Genomic DNA, 17935 nt, shown 5'->3' on the forward strand with positions numbered 1-17935 from the left:
CCGATGCAGTTCATGAACTTTCTGTAATTAAAGGGTTTTTAGGGGTCTGCGTCTAAGATTTTGGTGTTTGGATGGTGCCCAAAATCCCAAAAGGTCAAATCCCCTCCCCAAGCGGGCATAAAACACCCGTTCCAAGCCGCTATTATGACCGTTCTGAGGCGCTAAAATCCCCCCCGTTCGAGCATGGCGAAATCGGCGTTCAAATTCCTTAATTGACACAAAAATATGCCCGATGCAGTTCATGAACTTTCTGTAATTAAAGGGTTTTTAGGGGTCTGCGTCTAAGATTTTGGTGTTTGGATGGTGCCCAAAACCCAAAAAGGACAAATCCCCTCCCAAAACGGGCATAAAACACCCGATCGCAGCCGCTATTATGACCGTTCTGAGGCGCTAAAATCGCCCCCGTTCGAGCACGGTGAAATCGGGGTAAAAAGTCCTTAATTGACACGAAAATGCGCCCGATGCAGTTCATGAACTTTCTGTAATTAAAGGGTTTTTAGGGATCTGCGTCTAAGATTTTGGTGTTTGGATGGTGCCCAAACCCCAAAAAGGGCAAATTCCCTCCCCAAACGGGTATAAAACACCCGATCCAAGCCGCGATTATGACCGTTCTGAAGCGCTAAAATCGCCCCCGTTCGAGCACGACGAAATCGGCGCAAAAATTCCTTAATTGACACGAAAATGCGCCCGATGCAGTTCATGAACTTTCTGTAATTAAAGGGTTTTTAGGGGGCTGCGTCTAAGATTTTGGTGTTTGGATGGTGCCCAAACCCCAAAAAGGGCAAATACCCTCCCAAAACGGGCATAAAACACCCGATCCAAGTCGTTATTGTGACCGTTCAGAGGCGCTAAAATCGCCCTCATTCAAGCACGACGAAATCGGCGTGCAAATTCCTTAATTGACACGAAAACACGCTCGATGCAGTTCATGAACTTTCTGTAATTAAAGGGTTTTTAGGGGTCTGCGTCTAAGATTTTGGTGTTTGGATGGTGCCCCAGCCCCTAAAAGGGCAAATTACACCGTATTTTGTCCACGAAACACCAGCTTAAAGCTCTGATTCTAACCAACCCAATAACGGAGAAGGCACAGCCAGTCACACAATCATGTGTACGGACGCATTCAGATTGCGTGAGTCTCAGAGGGCTGGGTTTACAACCAGTATTGCAACATAACAAAGTAACGGCCAATGCGTGTAGAGGTCGGAATCGGCCTAAATAAACATGGAATATAGCGGGCTTACCGAAAACACTCCCACAAAATCATTAACCAGCAAGAACACTGTGTACGGGCACAAGGCACGATATGAGCTTAAGCGTTTACAGCAAAGCGAATGGCTCTATACGGCACCTGAGAGGCTGTGCACGCTATTCGAGTAACCACCCCATACGACGTGGCCAATTGATGAGGCGTGGGTCTCAGCTGCCGTTTTGGGCTTAATTGACATGAAGATCCGACAGGCCGATTTGGGCTTAATTGACATGAAGATCCGACAGGCCAAATTGGCTTAATTGACATGAAGATCCGACAGGCCAAATTGGCTTAATTGACATGAAGATCCGACAGGCCGATTTGGGCTTAATTGACATGAAGATCCGACAGGCCGAATTGGCTTAATTGACATGAAGATCTGACAGGCCGATTTGGGCTTAATTGACATGAAGATCCGACAGGCCGATTTGGGCTTAATTGACATGAAGATCCGACAGGCCGATTTGGGCTTAATTGGCATGAAGATCCGACAGGCCGAATTGGCTTAATTGACATGAAGATCCGACAGGCCGATTTGGGCTTAATTGACATGAAGATCCGAATCGGATTTTGGGCTTAGTTGACGTGAACATCTGGCAACGAGCAAGCCACTCATAGAACCAAGCTTGGGAAGGAACTCCCTCCTGTTACCCTCCGATTTAAGCAAAGTCACCACTACATTACAGGAGTGAAGATTGTAGGATACAAAGCTATGTTAGCCACATCGTAGCTTGGTGCCCAACGAGCGACAGCATCAAAAATCAACGCAAAGCCTAACCTTTGAAGCTTTGACGCCGTCATAGCTCTAAATTCATTTCGATAGCCGACTGAAATGTTACATCCAGTTGTTAGTTTTGCGCGCCACAGAAATATGCCCCGTTCATAGGAGCTAAAACGATGAGTTCTTCCGACATCAATGCCAGAGGGCATCGCAAACATGCTCCTTTGGTTGTCCGCTAGGATCGAGTGTCTTAAAAGAGTCAGTTAACCACTGAGTCCAAACGTCCATTGCCTGCCGTTTTGCCTTGATGTGATGAGAGCGGTTATAGATCGCTAACACTCCGCCCAATGAGTGCCCCAGCAATTGCTCCACGATATAGGGCTCCACCCTCAGATCTCCCAAAGCTGTTGCAAATGTTCTTCTTAGATCGTGAAGCGTCCACTTATCGTGATCAAGTGACCTATAAATCAACCTCCCGTACTGGGAAACAGCCTCAGATTGCTTCAAATCCCCCAACAGATAGCCATTTTCAGAAGCATTGATTAGATTCGAAAGAAAGTTCTTCAACGCCTCTGGAATGGGCCTTTTTATTTCAACGTTTGATTTAGAGTGCTGCTTTGGAATAGTCCAAATCATGCTATCAAGATCCCACTCGCCAACTTTGGATAGGCGTAACTCACCAGTACGACAGCCAAAATGAACAAGTAGATAAACCAAATTCCGATAATATGCTTTTTTCACCCGTTCACCGCACCACCCCAATAGATCCATCAGTTCATCGCGAGACAGAACCCGATCCCCTTTATCTTGGCCTTCACCAATATCTGCAATATTAAGGTCATCCAAAGCGCGAGAGGCCGCAAACTGGCGCACTCGGCAATACTTCAACGCCTGTTTACAGTTCATCAGTATGTACCCCGACGCTTTGGGGGCAGGCTTATAGTAGGTACCACTAGAAATCGCATCAAACACCGCAACCCACTGATGTGTATCAACTTGCTCAAGTGGTAGATCGCCAATTCTGGGATAGATGTGACGAATAAACTGCGCTCGGTGTTTATCATGATTGGTTCGATTATTCAGAGCATAGCCTTGAAGCCAGTGCTCTAACGCCTGCTGAACCGTTACAGCTTCAACAACGGCATTTTTTTGTAATCGCTGCTGGATTGAAGGCTCCTGACCTAAAGCGAGCATTTTTCTAAATTCAAGCGCCTTCTCACGGGCTTGAGTGAGAGACAATGCGGGGTACCCACCTATTCGTAAGTCGCGAGACTTTCCATTCCATTGATAGCGGAAGGTAAAGGTCAATTTCCCGCTAGCAAGATGGAAGATGTATAGCCCATCCCGATCACTGATCTTAATGACCTTCCGATCGTGAACAGTTCCATTCAACTTCTTGAGCTTAGTTTCAGTTACTCCCATCTCACGCCTTTACCCTGTCCATTTATTAAACAAGATAGCAGCGCATTTGGCTTATCTCAACCCAGAAAAACACCCAAAATAGATTAAAATCAGTTTTAACCCAATGAGATAAAAAGAAACCAAAATAGATATTAGTTACAGCCAATACAGCCACTTAACTAAAAAAACAAAACGCCAACTCCGCCCTCAATATCATAATATTGGTTCATACGGCATGAACTAACAAGGCATCTGCCTTATTAGATTCTAACTTTTAGCCCCCAGCTCTATGAGCTGGGGGCTTTTTTAGGCTGTGTATTAGTTAACTGTTGGCGTTGCTGCGCAGTAGCTATTGTCGCCTGCGGCGAGCTTCGATGGCACTGCTTTCAAGTGGTTATGTCGCAGTGGCGACGGCACCCAAAGGGATTCTCCCTTTGGGATCCCATTGCCTTAGCACAGCTCAACTTTCGCTCCTTGCACTGCGCCATTCGGCACGGCATCGATGCGCCATCCATGGCTTAGCGATGCACTCGCAACATCCTGTTGCTCAACCTCATTTTGCAGTACACCGCTCAACGCTGTGATGCGGCAGTAAAGCCGGTGCGGCGTATCTGTCACGGCTAAGTCATCATCTGGCGGTGATAGCTTTCTGCCGACTTGGTGACGCCGAGTGCAGCAGTGATGAAGTAAAGCCGAAGGCAGGATGCCGCAGAGGCCAGTTAAGCCATGGATGGCGCATCTGGCCGTTGCTGCAACGCAATGCTGCGAAAACGAGGGGCAGTCGTCACCTCGGAGGCGCTCGGGATTGCAAAGGGACGAGTCCCTTGCCCGCCGCCGGGCGGTCCCGGCAATGACCTTTATGCCGCAGCTCGTCATGCACAATAAGTTCAACAGCTAATTGGTACACAGCCCTTTTTTATGGCCGTTTTTTGGCTGCCGCCGCCAGCAGCGCCTTCGGCGTACAACGCCGCGTGATGGTTAATCGCAACGGGATGGCAGGGGCATCGGCACGTAAATCGGGAAGCAATCAACGGCAACAGGAGTCAGTGTTTGCGTGCCTAAGGGCTGAGAGGCTGAGAGCGCCAAGGTGGCTGCTGGAAAGGGTGAAGCGGGATGCATAACGGCTATCCGTTGGCGCGCAATCGGCGCCTTGCGCGTAGGTAGAATGAGCGCCTGAGGATCAAATAAAGTAGAACACCGAGGCCATCGCCATGCTCATTACCCCAATGGCCACACAGTCGCTGGTGCGCCAGCTGCACGGGCGTTCGCAACGCTGGCTGCGCGCCTGCAAGCTTTGGCGTTGTTGCTGAAACTGTTGTTGGGCTCGCTTGGTCATTCACATCTTCTTAGCTAGGGTCACACTGCGGCGGCTAATGTGACCCAAAGCACACCACAACTCAAGTGCCGATGTTATTTTTCAGCCAACTTTTACACTCTGTTAACAGCTTGAATTGTGAAACATCACATTATTCTTTGCCCCTGCTTCATCCTATTTCATCTGTCAAGGATCACGTTTTTAGCACGATGCGGGATCCACCTCGATTTGACTACAGTCGCTAACGGCAAGATATTGAACAAATATCGTCAACACAGGGAGTGTCATGAACATCGAGAAATGGATCGTCCGCGGTTTGCTTGCGTCCCCCAAATCCATACAACAGTTAGTACTGGGGCAGCCGCCGCTGCAAATTGATGGCCGCATTATGGATCTGCAGATGCAGCTGCTGAGTAAATTGGCGCAATCGAAGCCGCGCTTAGACCAATTAAGTTTGGATCATGCCCGCACTGCGGTGCGCCAAGGCGTGGCGATGATGGCGTCTCGCCCGAATCCACAGATCAGCCACCATCAGCTGTGCATTGCTGGGCCGCAGTCGCCGCTGTTGCTGCGGGTGTATCAGCCCCGCAACCTGCCTGCCGATGCCCCCGCCATTTTGTACTTTCATATGGGTGGCTTTGTGGTGGGCGATTTAGACACCAACCACGACTTCTGCATCACCTTGGCCAAGATCTGCAACGCCAAGGTGTATTCGCTGCAGTACCGTAAAGCCCCAGAGCATCCGTTTCCGGCCGCGCACGACGATGCCTTTGCTGCCTTTACTTGGCTCAGCCGCAATGCCCAGCGCCAAGGCGTCGATCCGCAGCGGATCGCCGTGGCGGGCGACAGCGCCGGTGGTGCCATGAGTGCGCTGCTGTGCCAACGCTTAAAGCGACTGCAACAACCGCAGCCCAAAGTGCAGCTGCTGGTGTACCCGGGCACCAACAGCGAAGGCTACGGCCAATCATGGCAAAGCTGTCAGGATTGCTACCCACTGACCATGAACGAGATGATCTGGTTCCATCAGCACTTTTTGGGCGATCACACCGATTTGAGCGATGAAACCGTCGCGCCGATGAACAGCACCGATCTGGCCGAGCTGGCTCCAGCGATTGTGGTGACCGCAGGCTTTGATCCACTGCGGGATCAGGGGATCGCCTATGGCCAGCAATTGGCTCAGGCCGGTGTCTCGGTGGTGCAGTTGCAGATGGACAGCCTTGCCCACGGCTTTACCGCCATGGCCGGCGCCATTGACGCTGCGGCCCAAGCCAACCGCCAAATTGCCACGCAATTGCAGCAACAGTTGTAACCTTGGCCCACAAAAAAGCCGCCCCCGTGGGGGCGGCTTCGGATCTAGGCTAACTTCGGGTTAACGGCGGCTACTGCCCCAGTTTGTTCACGTCAATCGCCATCGCCCGATAGGCGGCGTTGCGCGGCATCAGCCAGGTAAACGCCATCTCAACCTTAACCTCTTTGCTGCGGTAATCGATTTCACTCAGTATCCCGCCAGAACGCTTGCCCTTGGTGCCCATGTTGATGTTGGCCGAAAACAGCTCCATGGTGTCTTTGTCGCTGCGATAACGCATGTTTGAGGTTACAACCGAATACCAGTTGTAGCCGCGCTCTTTGCCGTATTGCCAGGTTTGCTCCACGGTCATGTCCGCTTCGTTCACCTTGTATTCCACCCCACGGGAGTATTTATCTTGGCGGAAGAAGGGCTGGCGCAGATGGCGGCCATCGCCGTTATCAAACGAGGTGATCCCTTTCACGGCTGGGTTGCCGTAGTCTTTGCCGTTCAGCCACGTGGTGTGCTGGGTGTAGGTGAAATCGAAATCGCCGTTGCATTCGCCGTTGCTGGTGCAGGTTAACGCTTGGCCTTGGCTGTCTACCGGCTGCAGCAACTTGCTGGCCAGCTCGCCCTGCCAGCCCGCCGCAGGCGACAAGATCCACTTCACCTGCTTATCGCGGCCAATCTTGATGTTGCCTTGGTGGCGCAGCGATAAAATGATGCTGTCGTCTGCGGCATCGTAATCAATCGAGTTCACATGTGCCCAGTTACGACCCGCGCCCACGCCAGGAATGTCGGCAAAGGGGGCATCGGGCTCAATCTTGGTGGCTTGGCCCAGTTTGTCTTTATCGATGTTTAAGCATACCGCTCCGGCGTTCAGTGCTTTTAGCATATCGTCGCGCAGGGGATCCAAAATGGTGTTGAGATCCCACGCCTCCACCAAGCGGCCAAACTGATCCAGCTCGACAATCTGATCGCGCACGGTGTGCACCCGCTTGCCATCGTCACGCAGGTAATTGGTTTTGGCGGCACGCACAAGGTAGTGGCCATTGGGCATCGCCTTCATGTCGTGCGAGAAATCTTGGTAGCCCCGCGGCAAGCGCCACTCAAACACCTTTTTGCCGAACATGTCGAAGCGGTAGATGTAGTTGCCCTGACCAAACACAATGTCGCCATTGTCCATCTGGTGCACCCCCATGATGATGCCGCGCTTATCCAGCTGCTTGGCGTCGTGGATCTTACTGGTGTCCAGCACCCAGCGAGTTTCCCCTTGGGTATCCACCACGTAGGTAAAGGTGTGCCGATCCCAATCGCCCGCGCCCATGCCGCCTTTCCACTGCACATCGTAGGAACCCGCCACCGGCAGCAGGTAGTTCATCATATACAGCCGATCTTCAAAGCCGTCGGCCACGGTGGTTACCGCCACTTCTGGCCAGTTGGCTTTCACCCCGTTCACCACCGCGCCACCGCGCTGAGCCAGCGTATAGATTGAGTAATCCTCGATCACTTCGATGCCGTTTTTGACGTACTCCAAGGTAACGGTGTTATCAAAATCGGCGTACAGGCCAAAGATCGGCACGCCGTTATGATCCATGATCGAACGCTTGGATACGTCGTAGCGAATGGCAACGCCCTGCTCGCCCTTGCCGTGCACCGTTACCTTTGCGCCATCAATGCGATAGCCGCCTAAGTCCACCACCGCGGTTTGCGGCGCGTAGCCATATGGATTAACCACCACCGAACCCAACTGCCCCTGCGCTGGCGGTGGCTTAATGGCATTAAACTTTCCGGCACTGGCAGACATCGCCACCAAGAGCAGGGACGTAGCAAGGATCGATTTTTTCAACATGGGTCATCTCTTTCCGGTAAATACAGGGCGGCAGCAGCGAGCTGCGGTCACGTCATCAGTCTGCGCCAATGGCCAACAGTTCAATGAGTGTGAGCAGCACCACGCCAAAGTTTGAACTGAACCACAACCCGACCGCTGCGCTGGGTAAGATCCTGCCAAACTTTGCCGCTGTTTGCGGTGAAGGCGATCATAGCCAGCGCCGTTAAGACAAAAAAATCCCGCCTTTGTGGCGGGATTGGGGGCTACGTAAGAGTCGATGTTGGCAGCCGCAACCTGTATGCGGTGTATCGTTCTCGGGATTACGTGCATAAAAAGATCCGCTTATTGATCAGCGCCATCAGCCAAGCGTTAACCCAGAGCCGGCGGCAGCTGCTGGCCGACCAACAGGCGGGCAGCAATTAACGTTTGCGGGCTTTCTTGGCCGCTTTGCGTTTGGCTGCGCTTTTCTTGCGATCCACTTTGGGACGCCCGACGCTGATCATCCCCGACAGCTGCGACTTGCCTTCGCTGGAGCGAACAAAGTCGATCGCGGCGATGTGCTTCAATTCGCAGGCACGATTGAGCAACACCTTAGGCACCAAATTGCCTTTGTAGCTGCCTTTGTCGTTAATGTGCTTCATCAAAAACAGCGCCGTTTCAAAGGCCACTTCGCCTTCACGGTCGCTGCCGATGCTGTCTTTCACCGCTTGCTCTGCCATTGGCAACCGCTGGGCGCTGTCTGGCTCGATGCCGCTGCCAAACACAAAGGTGGAATAGGCGGGGTTAAAGTGGCGGGTGGCTGGGATCTCAAGGTAGTTATCGCGCATCAGCTGATAGCCTTCGGCCTGATCTTGGCTGTAGCCATACAGCCCCGCATACAAGCAGAAGCCTCGGGCAAAGGCCATCGGTTTATCGCCGGTGGCTCGGCCGCGGATCATCAAGCTGCGCCCCTGTTTATGATCTTGCTCTGGATCCAACATCAACAGCTGCAACGCAAACGACAATCCGTCGTTTTGCGCCATGCCCAGCTCAACACACTCTTGATAGGCGTCGCCGTCGTTCACTTCGGCGTAGTGTTTCAGCAGCGCGTGGATCGCCACCACCAAGCCTCCCGCCGCGGCTCGGTGCATCAGCTTCAGCCACTTGGTGCCGCTTTCATGGTGGCGCACAAACTCGGCGTAATGAAAGGTAACCAAGGCTTCTTGGCTGCGCTGTGCTTGTTCAAAAAGGGTTTGCGCGCGGGCTGGATCTTCCGGGCTGTTCAGCAACCCCGAGCAGATCCGCGCCGCCAGCAGCTGCGATGGCCAATGATCTTGGCGGATCGATTTACGCAGCCAATATTCGGTGTCATCCAGCAGCTGCTGTTGGTTTTTCAACTCTTGCTGGCTGCGCTGCCCCAGCTTCGGGGCAAAGGCCAATTGCAGCTTGGTGTTCATCTGCTCGGCCAAGGCGTAACAGGCCTCGGCGTCGCCATCAAACGCCAACTGGTACAGGTAGCTTTCACCGGGATCCCGCGGCTCTTGCCACGGCGCAATGTCGCTGCCGCTGCCGCCCGCCACGGTTACGTACAGGTACTCCGCCAATTCATGCGCGGCTTTTAGGTGCTCCCGAGCCTGATTTTTGGCGATGGGGCTGCTGCGATAACTGCCATCGGTTTGCGCGTGCACAGCAAAGTTACCGGCGCTGCGCAGTTGGTGCAGCAGCTCCACTAAAAAGGTTGGCACCGTGGTTTCAAAACTGAGTCGATTCAACCGCTCATTCAGGTTTTCATCGTGCTCGGTTGGCGTGCACTGATAATGCGCCATCAACAACGACACGCACTGCTCGGCGAACATCCGCAACTTGGCGACGCAACCATTGCGATCCAGATGGTAGTAATGCTCGCTTAGGCTGGCGGTGTGATACAGCGGCGCAAAGGCGCGGGCGATAAATTCGAAGTTGGTGGTCAGTTTCAAACTCAGTCTCTGATTTTGGCAGTAGCGGCGCGGGTGATGTCGCCCCATTGTACGAGCTTGAGCAGCAAAATACCGCCTTGGTTACGGTGGTATTTTTTAACCATGTTGCCCACTAAAGCGCCCCACGCACTCGGCGGTTCCATGGCGCGGCATTAACCAAAAAAAGCCGAGCAAATGCTGATGGTCAGCGACGTATTCTTAACGGTACGCGCCCCATCGGGTGCCAAGCTTGCCTAACTCAATCAAGCGGAATGCGTTTGCTAAACACGCTCATCGGTTGCCCGTGACAACACTCAGACATAAAAAATCGGCCGCAACTGAGGTTGCGGCCGATGATGACGCCCGGTCAGGATCGTTCAATTGGCTAAAACGATCGGCATTAAATCTGGGCTCCCTGCAATGGCACCGCGATTACTGGGTGGCGATGGCCGTAAGATCCACGCTGGTTTGAGCCAGAGCACCGGCTAACGCCATGCTGTACTTGTAGTTGGCTACGTCGTTATTCCAGTCGTATTGATCTGGGGTAAAGGTGTAGCTGCCGGGCTGAACTTCCACCAAGGCGCCGTCACACCCGTCAAGATCACAGCTGATCTGGTGAGATTGGTGCCAGCGCAGCTTAAAGTTGCTTTCGCTGCGCGGCGCTTGCCAATCGGCCGCAGGGTAGCCCATGTACTGCACGCTGATGTTCACCAGCTTGGCGATGGGCTTGGCGTCTGCCGTGGCTAAAGTAAAGCTGATCGCCCCTGTTGTGGCATCCACCGCCGTTACCGTAACGGCCATCGACGTTGCTTCATCGGCAGGCACCGAAGTTTCAACTGGCGGCTCTGGCGGCGGAGGCGGCGTACTGTTGTCGTTGTCATCGTCGTTACAGCCCGCTAAGGCCACACTTAGCGCAACCAGCGCCACTTTCCATGCTTTCATGATCTGCTCCTTACCTTAAAAGTGTGAGCCGTGGCAGGTGTCACATTCCATGTTGGTTTTCACCATGGCAGGACGGAAGCTGGTGCTGTGACAGCTTTGGCAAGTGGCGGTATTGCTGGTGGCTTGCGGCAAGGTATCCGGATCCAGTTCACCGGCCAGCGCCTGGTTCAGGGTTTGCACAATAAAGTAAGCGATTGAGGCCGACAGCAAAGTACAGCGGGGGCCTTTTTCGCTCATCACTTTGCCGTTGTGCTTGGCCCAAGTGGTTAGCGAGGCGTGACACAGCATCGATTCCGCCACGGTTTGCTCGCCCACGTTCTCGGCAAACCAGGTGTCGCTGTAATCGTCGCCCAGCGCCGCCTTCAGGAAGGCTTCGTCGTTGTTTGGCAGCGGCGTTTGCTCGTAGTAATTGCCAATTTTGCTCATTAACGAAGTGGAGACCGCTTTGTCGCCATTGAAGCCGGGCACCTTAACCATGTTTAAGAACATGCCGGTGGCGTTGATGTTGCCGCAGGTGGTGCCTTCCCCCAAGATCCCCGCCCAGCCATAACGCGCCATCGCGGTTGGGATGTTGGCCCACTGCTGTTGATCGTTACCGGCGGTTTCGGCCAGTGACTCCACAATCGAAGAGAACACTTCATTCATGCAGCCTTTGCCAGCCAAGAATGCCTTACGGGCAACGGCGGCAGGATCCAACTGCACATACTCTAACGCGGTGCCATCCCACGGGGCGACGGGGGCGGCATCGGCCGCAAATACGCTGCTGTTTACGGTCATGCTACCGGCTGCGGCTGCGCCAGTTAGTTTGATGATCTGGCCTAAGGCTTGACGACGATTGATGCTCATAATGCTCACCTGCACTGGGTTGTTATCTAATGGAGTGGCCAACGCCACTTGCCATTCACAGTACGGCGGCCGATGCCGTAATTACGTGATTCCCACCGAAGTAATGCCGCCATCAACCCAAAGCCAGGCTCATGCGGCTCAATCCTGCGGTCAAACAGCTCCAACTCAATCAGGCAGTGCGATCCTCCAGCAAAACAGCAAATCCTGAAGGTAATCACCAATTACTAAAATCCACACAGAAGTAATGGCAATTACCAAAAGTGACCGCACTCACAGTCTGATCCCTTTGCGGTGCATCTTGATTGGCTATATTGCTTTTTGCTAATGAATGAATCGGCCTCATCGGATCCCTCACGTTTTTTGCCTAGGTGAGGGTTTACCATCAGCGCCACCGCCAATTTAGCGACTGCCAGCATGGGACAACTTCACGCAATCGGCTGCTGCCGTTACGATCTAGAACGCGGCGAGCTTCGCCATCCGGATAAAGCCAAACCGTGGCATCTGCCACGGGTTGAACAGCAACTGTTACGGCACTTGGTACAGCAGCGGGGGCAGGTGCTGAGCAAACAGCAGTTGCGGCTGGATCAACAGCAGCAACTGGCCTTCAGCAATTCCGCGGTTGTGAAAGGGATCTTTACCCTGCGCCACTACATCGGCACCGACAGCCACCAGTTGCTGCAAACGGTGACCGGCCAAGGCTACTGTTTGGCGCCCTTGCCACAATCCAACCACGCCGATCCGCTGCTGCCGATCCGCAGCGGTTCTTGGCAGCCATGGGCGGGGCTGACACTGGCGGCGCTGCTGGCCGTTGTGCTGGCCTGGCCAACGCTGCAGCGTTGGGCCATCAACCCCAGCCACAGCAACGCCCAGCAACAGATAAGCCAGATCCACACCGCCAATGGCGATGCCATCACCATCTATTCGATGGCGAACTCACTGGCCAATAGCCAACTGCTGGCCAGCAATCGACAACGCTTAGCCACCACCTTAGAACGCTGCCTCAGCAGCCGCTGGGATCGCGCTTACATGGCGCTGTCTCACGATGGCATGATGCTGAACATCACCCTGATTGCCGATCTGCTCAATTCGGTGCAGCTGCGCAACATTAAGATCAGCGATTTTCGCATCAATACCGATTTTCTCAGCAACCGGTGGATCAAAGAGGCCAATCTTTGTGACTAAAACTCAATGGATTGCAGCAAGCCTGATGCTGCTGTTGCTGGCCACCGGCGCGGCACTGCGCTGGCTGCAACCGGAGCCGGTAAATCGGATCCTCAGTTGCCGCAACGAGCTGTACGACAACCGCGATGCCCTCAGCGACAAATACTACATGCAGGCCGATTTTGTGCTGCAGCCCGACGCCCGCATCTACTACCGCTACTTTACCCGTGCCGGCGAACCCGTTGGCCACATCGCCATGACCGGCAAGGTGCTGTCCAGTGGCGGCGAGCCGCAGGTGTACCGCATCGCCATTGATAAGCGCAAAGTGAAGCTTGAGGATGAATCGCTGCCACCGCCAGAGCACCTAAAGTATCTGGCCTACACCAGTGGCATGCGGATCTCCGAGCAAGGCAGCCACAATCTCAGCATCACCTTGCTGGAAGTGGACGAACAGAAAAGCTATGCGGCGGTGTACTTTACCCCCGCCAATGCGGTGTGCAGCTGCTCGATGGCCAGTAACGTGCAGTTTTAAGAGGGCAGTGGGGCGGATGCGCCCCTTACGACCCGCGCCGCATTGTTAATCTCGGCGCAGTGCCCTAGGTTAGCCACAGGATCAATCACCTAGGGATGCACTATGAACAAGGGAATGTTAGCAACGGCACTGTTGGCGCTGCTGCCTGCGGCGCACGCCAGCGAGAGCGACGCACTGGCCAAACACAACGCCAGCCTCACCGCGCAAGTTGTTGAATGGCGCCGCCACCTGCACCAACACCCAGAGCTGTCTAACCGCGAAACCGCCACCGCCGCTTACGTGGCGGAACATCTGCGCCAGCTCGGGTTGCAGCTCACCACCGGCGTTGCCCACACCGGCGTGGTGGCACTGCTGGACAGCGGCAAACCGGGGCCCACGGTGATGCTGCGCGCTGACATGGATGCCCTGCCGGTCACCGAACAAGTGGATCTGCCGTTTGCCTCCACCACTAAAACCACCTTTCGCGGCCAAGAGGTGGGGGTGATGCACGCCTGTGGCCACGACGCCCATGTGGCGATCTTAATGGGCGTGGCGCAATCGCTGACGCAGATGAAGCAGCAACTTAACGGCAAGGTGTTGTTTGTCTTCCAGCCCGCCGAAGAGGGCGCACCAGAAGGTGAAGAAGGTGGCGCCGAGTTGATGCTGAAAGAGGGGCTATTTCAACGTTATCAGCCCGACGTTGCCTTTGGCTTGCACGTTACCTCGGCCTTGCCGGTGGGCGTAATTGGGATGAAATCGGGCCCCGCCATGGCCAGCGCCGATCGGTTTGTGATTAACGTCAGTGGCGAGCAAACCCACGGCTCGCGCCCTTGGAATGGCGCCGATCCCATCGTTGCCAGCGCCAACATCATTAACGCGGTACAAACCTTGGTGAGCCGCCAGCTAGACATAACCAAGGCCCCGGCGGTCGTCAGTTTCGGATCGATCCACGGCGGGGTACGCAGCAACATCATTCCCGACCAAGTGGAATTGGTTGGCACCATTCGCACCTTCGATGAGGGGATGCGGGCGCAGATCCATCAGCACCTGCCAGAGATTGCCGCCAACAGCGCCGCTTCCCTAGGGGCAACGGCCGCCACCACGGTAGAAGTGGGCTACCCCGTTACCGTTAATGATCCGCAGCTGTCGCAGTGGGCCATGCCCTATTTGGCGCAGCACAGCAGCAGTGAAGCGGTGGTTAACACCGGCTTGATCACCGGCGCTGAGGATTTTTCCTTCTTCGCCCAGCAGGTGCCGGGGGTGTATTTCTTCTTAGGGGTGACCCCGCAAGGGCAGGATCCACGCCACGCCCCCAGCAACCATTCGCCAAAGTTTTACATTGATGAAGCGGCCTTGCCGGTTGGGGTGAATGCGTTAACCCAGCTGACCTTGGCGCAGATGAACAACCCCAAGCTGTAGCTGAAACCGAAGCTGGCACTGCAATCGCCGCAGCAGCGCCAGAGCAGCCATGTGGTTGCCCTGGCGCTGAACCTCAGCCGCTGCGGTTAATCCAGCGGCCCATCACGGAACAGCGACAACAGCTGTTCGCCATCGTCTAAGGTGCCCAGCTCAACATCTTGACCATACATGCTGTCGGCCAAGGCTTGCTTGCTTTGCTGCAGCTCCAGCACCCGCTCCTCTACCGTGTGTTCGCAGATCAGCTTATACACAAACACCGGCTTATCTTGACCAATGCGGTAGGCGCGATCGGTGGCTTGTTGCTCTGCCGCTGGGTTCCACCAAGGATCAAAGTGGATCACCGTATCGGCTTGGGTCAGGTTCAGGCCAACCCCGCCGGCTTTCAACGACACCAAGAACAGCGGCACCTTGCCGGATTGGAACGCCGCCACCGCGCTGTCTCGGTCTCGAGTCTGGCCGGTCAGGATGCTGTAATCGATGCCCGCCTCTAACAAACGCTGTTCAATGCGGCTGAGCATTTGGGTGAACTGGGAAAACAGCAACACCCGCCGTCCGTCGGCCAACATCTGTGGCAGTTGCGCCATCAGGTAATCCAGCTTCGCGGCTTCGTCCACTTGTTCGGCTTGTTCCAGCTTGGTCAGCTTGGGATCGCAGCAGATCTGGCGCAACTTCAGCAGCGCATCCAAAAACTCAATGCGGCTTTTGGCCAAGCCTTTTTGCTCTATCAGCTTGCGCACCTTGGCTTCCATGGTAACCCGCACCGATTCGTACAAGGTGCGCTGCCCTGCTGGCATGGTCACCCGCTTGATGATCTCGGTTTTCGGCGGCAACTCGGTGGCCACCTGATCCTTAATCCGCCGCAACATAAACGGGCTGATCTTCCGCAGCAGCCATTGCTGTACGTCTTCATCGGCAAACTGTTCAATCGGCTTGCGGTAGTGGCGGTTAAAATGCGCCAAGCTGCCCAAGAACCCCGGCAGCACAAAATCGTACAGCGACCACAGCTCCCCTAGGTGGTTTTCCATTGGCGTACCACTTAAACCGATGCACTGCTGGGCGTGCAGATCTTTAATCGCCACGGTGGCTTTGGCGCTGGGGTTTTTAATCGATTGCGCTTCGTCCAACACAATCACCGAGAAGTCGTGCAGCACCATGGTGTCGATATCGCGGTGGATCAACGGGTAGGTGGTGATCACCAGATCCGCCTGCTCAATGCGCGAGAAATCCTCGGCGCGGCGGCTGCCGTGGATCACCAGCACGTTCAGATCTGGGGTGAACTTGGCGGCTTCACGGCGCCAGTTACCCACCAAACTGGTTGGGCAGATCACCAAGCTGGGCTTGGCCAGCTGCCCCTGCTCTTTTAATCGCAGCAGGTGCGCCAAGGTTTGGATGGTTTTGCCTAGCCCCATGTCATCCGCCAGCACCCCACCAAAGCCAAACTGGTGTAAGAAGCTCAACCAGTTAAGCCCTTGCTGCTGATATTCCCGCAGCTCGGCTTGCAACCCTACCGGCGGCGCCACGGCGGCAATGCCATCAAAATCGTGCAGACATTGCGCCAGCTGTTTTAAACCTTCGTCGCTGTGCCATTGGCTGTTGGGGCCGTCTTCCGGCAGCAGCGCCAATTGGTGTTGTTTCAGCTGCACCGTGTCACGGGGTTTGCCATCAGCCAGCTCGGCCAACACCGATAAAATCGGTTTTAACGCTTGGTAACCGATCTGCAGCGGCGCGCCATGATCGCGTTCCAGTAACAGATCTTGCCGTGGTTCACGCCAGTCGCGGTTGCTGGCCAGCCACTTCAACAGCAGCGGCACCAGCGACACCGATTGCCCTTCCAGTTCGACACTCAGCCCCAGATCAAACCAGCTGTCGTGTTGTTCGATGTTCAGGGCAAAGCCGGTCAGTTTCACCGGTTCCAGATCCAGATCCTCAGCTAAGGTGATCTCCCACCCTTGCTGTTCTAACACCTCGCGCCACTGCCCCAGCCATTGTTGCCAGAAGGCGCGGGGGTTGGCTTCGGTGGTTTGCAGCAACAGCGGCACGTGTTCATCGGCGTCGCTGCACACCTCCAGCGGAAACTGCTCCAGCTGCCAAAACGCTTCTTGCTCGTTGTGGTGATCGCGCTGCACCCACAACGCCCCACGGTCGCTGTTAAACAAACGATGTTCGGGCTTGGGCAACAGCCGCGGGCTCAGGCGCACGTCGTCATAACCAAAGGAAAACGCCGCCACATACTGCCCTTGGCGGCGCCACAGCTGCAGTTGCGGTTTCAGCGGAGCGATCAGCTCTTGCTCTGCCCGTTTGCCCGGCAACACGATGTCGGTGCTGCTGTATTGCCCCAACACGGTGCTGGAAAAGTGCTGCGCGGATTCCTCTGACAAGCCCGGTAAGCTGGCCAGTTGGTGCAGCAGTTCGGTGGCCAGCGGGGTCTCAAGCGGGCCAAATTGATGGTTGTCTACGTCCAGATACCACGGCTGCAGAAACGGCAGTAACTGCCAGCTGTGGCAGCCTTCCAGTTGCAACTCCAGCACCTTGTTGGCCCCCTCTTGCTGCCAGTGCCACTGCAACCGCCGTGGCTTGTCTTGGCTGAGGGCAACCGCGGAATTGTCCCAGTACAGCTGCTTCCGCTCGGCCAGACGCAGCAACGCCAATTGGTGCAGGCCCGAGTGCAGATGGCGGGGGCCATGACTGTAGGGTTCGGTGCCGGTTTCCAGCAGCTGCAGGGTTTCACGGTCGAAGGCATTCAGGGCGATGTCGTTATGGAAATTGGCCAGCAGCTCCCGGGGGGATCGCGCCACCACCTTGCTTAAGCCGCCCTTTTTCAGCTCACGCCGATAGCCGGTTTTAATGACGATGGATTGGTTGCTGCGCTCACTGTCTTGATGCTGCAGCTTTACCGCTAGATGCTTATCCAGCTGTGGCTGCTCGCCCGCGGCCCATTTGGGCGGATTGAGGATTTTATCGACCCGACCCAGCCAGCGTTGATAAAGGGTATCGGTACCGCCGTCTTGTTCCAGCGCCGCCAGCAACAGCGCCACGGCGTGCTTGCAACGGCTGCCTACGGGGCAGCTGCATTCGCTGGTAAAGCCGGTTTTGCTGAACGCCACCGACACTTCGTAATCGCGGCTGTAGTTGCCCGACACTTCGCCAAATACGCGCCGCCCTTGCGGTTCTACTTCGCAATACAGCACCTTGCCCCGCTCGAAGTAGGCTTCGCCACGGGCAAAAGTATTGGCTTCAAATAAACGGCCTAGCCTTGCCGCATCAAAAATCAGAGTCACAGTGAGCAATCAATTAAGCACAGATCTGTCCAGTGTATCACC

12 protein-coding genes are annotated in these 17935 nt (G+C 55.0%); 5 read left to right on the top strand and 7 right to left on the bottom strand.

The window, feature by feature from the left end; all coding sequences use genetic code 11:
• Window positions 1-2162: 2162 nt before the first annotated feature.
• Window positions 2163-3392 (bottom strand): site-specific integrase, encoded by a 1230-nt coding sequence (locus Q0796_RS13885; RefSeq protein ID WP_298444241.1) that lies wholly within the window; start codon window positions 3390-3392, stop codon window positions 2163-2165.
• A 1159-nt stretch (window positions 3393-4551) separates the two neighbouring features.
• Window positions 4552-4707 (bottom strand): hypothetical protein, encoded by a 156-nt coding sequence (locus Q0796_RS13890; RefSeq protein ID WP_298444243.1) that lies wholly within the window; start codon window positions 4705-4707, stop codon window positions 4552-4554.
• Window positions 4708-4972: 265 nt separating this feature from the next.
• Here Q0796_RS13890 and Q0796_RS13895 point away from each other — a divergent pair, with 265 nt between their 5' ends.
• A complete protein-coding gene (locus Q0796_RS13895) occupies window positions 4973-5995 on the top strand; it encodes an alpha/beta hydrolase (protein WP_298444246.1) in 1023 nt (340 codons plus the stop codon).
• A 70-nt stretch (window positions 5996-6065) separates the two neighbouring features.
• Here the strand turns inward: Q0796_RS13895 and Q0796_RS13900 are convergent, their stop codons facing one another.
• Window positions 6066-7823 (bottom strand): aryl-sulfate sulfotransferase, encoded by a 1758-nt coding sequence (locus Q0796_RS13900; RefSeq protein WP_298444248.1) that lies wholly within the window; start codon window positions 7821-7823, stop codon window positions 6066-6068.
• A gap of 177 nt (window positions 7824-8000) precedes the next feature.
• Between Q0796_RS13900 and Q0796_RS13905 the strand changes: the two genes are divergently transcribed.
• Window positions 8001-8225: a hypothetical protein gene (locus tag Q0796_RS13905; protein WP_298444250.1), complete on the top strand. Its 225-nt coding sequence runs from the start codon at window positions 8001-8003 to the stop codon at window positions 8223-8225.
• Here Q0796_RS13905 and Q0796_RS13910 read toward each other — a convergent pair.
• From Q0796_RS13910 to Q0796_RS13920, 3 genes are all read right to left on the bottom strand, one after another.
• On the bottom strand, window positions 8222-9757 hold the full coding sequence (locus tag Q0796_RS13910; RefSeq protein ID WP_298444252.1) for a DUF4145 domain-containing protein: 1536 nt from the start codon (window positions 9755-9757) through the stop codon (window positions 8222-8224). The two genes, Q0796_RS13905 and Q0796_RS13910, sit on opposite strands and share 4 nt — an antisense overlap.
• Before the next feature lie 411 nt (window positions 9758-10168).
• Entirely contained in the window at window positions 10169-10678 is a 510-nt protein-coding gene (locus Q0796_RS13915) for a hypothetical protein (protein ID WP_298444253.1), read from the bottom strand.
• Window positions 10679-10693: 15 nt separating this feature from the next.
• Window positions 10694-11524, bottom strand: coding sequence for a cytochrome C (locus Q0796_RS13920; protein ID WP_298444255.1), 831 nt, complete (start codon window positions 11522-11524; stop codon window positions 10694-10696).
• A 414-nt stretch (window positions 11525-11938) separates the two neighbouring features.
• On the opposite strand from Q0796_RS13920, the gene Q0796_RS13925 reads away from it, so the two are divergent.
• From Q0796_RS13925 to Q0796_RS13935, 3 genes are all read left to right on the top strand, one after another.
• Complete coding sequence (locus Q0796_RS13925) at window positions 11939-12706, top strand: winged helix-turn-helix domain-containing protein (RefSeq protein ID WP_298444257.1); 768 nt, start codon at window positions 11939-11941, stop codon at window positions 12704-12706.
• Window positions 12699-13217, top strand: coding sequence for a hypothetical protein (locus Q0796_RS13930; protein ID WP_298444259.1), 519 nt, complete (start codon window positions 12699-12701; stop codon window positions 13215-13217). The genes Q0796_RS13925 and Q0796_RS13930 overlap by 8 nt, the downstream gene beginning before the upstream one ends.
• Before the next feature lie 102 nt (window positions 13218-13319).
• Window positions 13320-14615, top strand: coding sequence for an amidohydrolase (locus Q0796_RS13935; protein WP_298444261.1), 1296 nt, complete (start codon window positions 13320-13322; stop codon window positions 14613-14615).
• Between the two features lie 86 nt (window positions 14616-14701).
• Here Q0796_RS13935 and Q0796_RS13940 read toward each other — a convergent pair whose 3' ends face one another.
• Window positions 14702-17893, bottom strand: a complete 3192-nt coding sequence (locus Q0796_RS13940; protein ID WP_298444262.1) for a DEAD/DEAH box helicase — start codon at window positions 17891-17893, stop codon at window positions 14702-14704.
• Window positions 17894-17935 lie beyond the last annotated feature (42 nt).

Source organism: uncultured Ferrimonas sp., from assembly GCF_947489035.1.
In the GTDB taxonomy this organism is placed as follows: Bacteria; Pseudomonadota; Gammaproteobacteria; order Enterobacterales; family Shewanellaceae; genus Ferrimonas.

What these genes read in the sequence shown, in the direction of transcription:
- Q0796_RS13890 (WP_298444243.1), bottom strand. Translation starts at nt 4,707, where the DNA reads ATGACCAAGCGAGCCCAACAACAGTTTCAGCAACAACGCCAAAGCTTG.
- Q0796_RS13885 (WP_298444241.1), bottom strand. Translation starts at nt 3,392, where the DNA reads ATGGGAGTAACTGAAACTAAGCTCAAGAAGTTGAATGGAACTGTTCAC.
- Q0796_RS13895 (WP_298444246.1), top strand. Translation starts at nt 4,973, where the DNA reads ATGAACATCGAGAAATGGATCGTCCGCGGTTTGCTTGCGTCCCCCAAA.
- Q0796_RS13900 (WP_298444248.1), bottom strand. Translation starts at nt 7,823, where the DNA reads ATGTTGAAAAAATCGATCCTTGCTACGTCCCTGCTCTTGGTGGCGATG.
- Q0796_RS13935 (WP_298444261.1), top strand. Translation starts at nt 13,320, where the DNA reads ATGAACAAGGGAATGTTAGCAACGGCACTGTTGGCGCTGCTGCCTGCG.
- Q0796_RS13925 (WP_298444257.1), top strand. Translation starts at nt 11,939, where the DNA reads ATGGGACAACTTCACGCAATCGGCTGCTGCCGTTACGATCTAGAACGC.
- Q0796_RS13920 (WP_298444255.1), bottom strand. Translation starts at nt 11,524, where the DNA reads ATGAGCATCAATCGTCGTCAAGCCTTAGGCCAGATCATCAAACTAACT.
- Q0796_RS13915 (WP_298444253.1), bottom strand. Translation starts at nt 10,678, where the DNA reads ATGAAAGCATGGAAAGTGGCGCTGGTTGCGCTAAGTGTGGCCTTAGCG.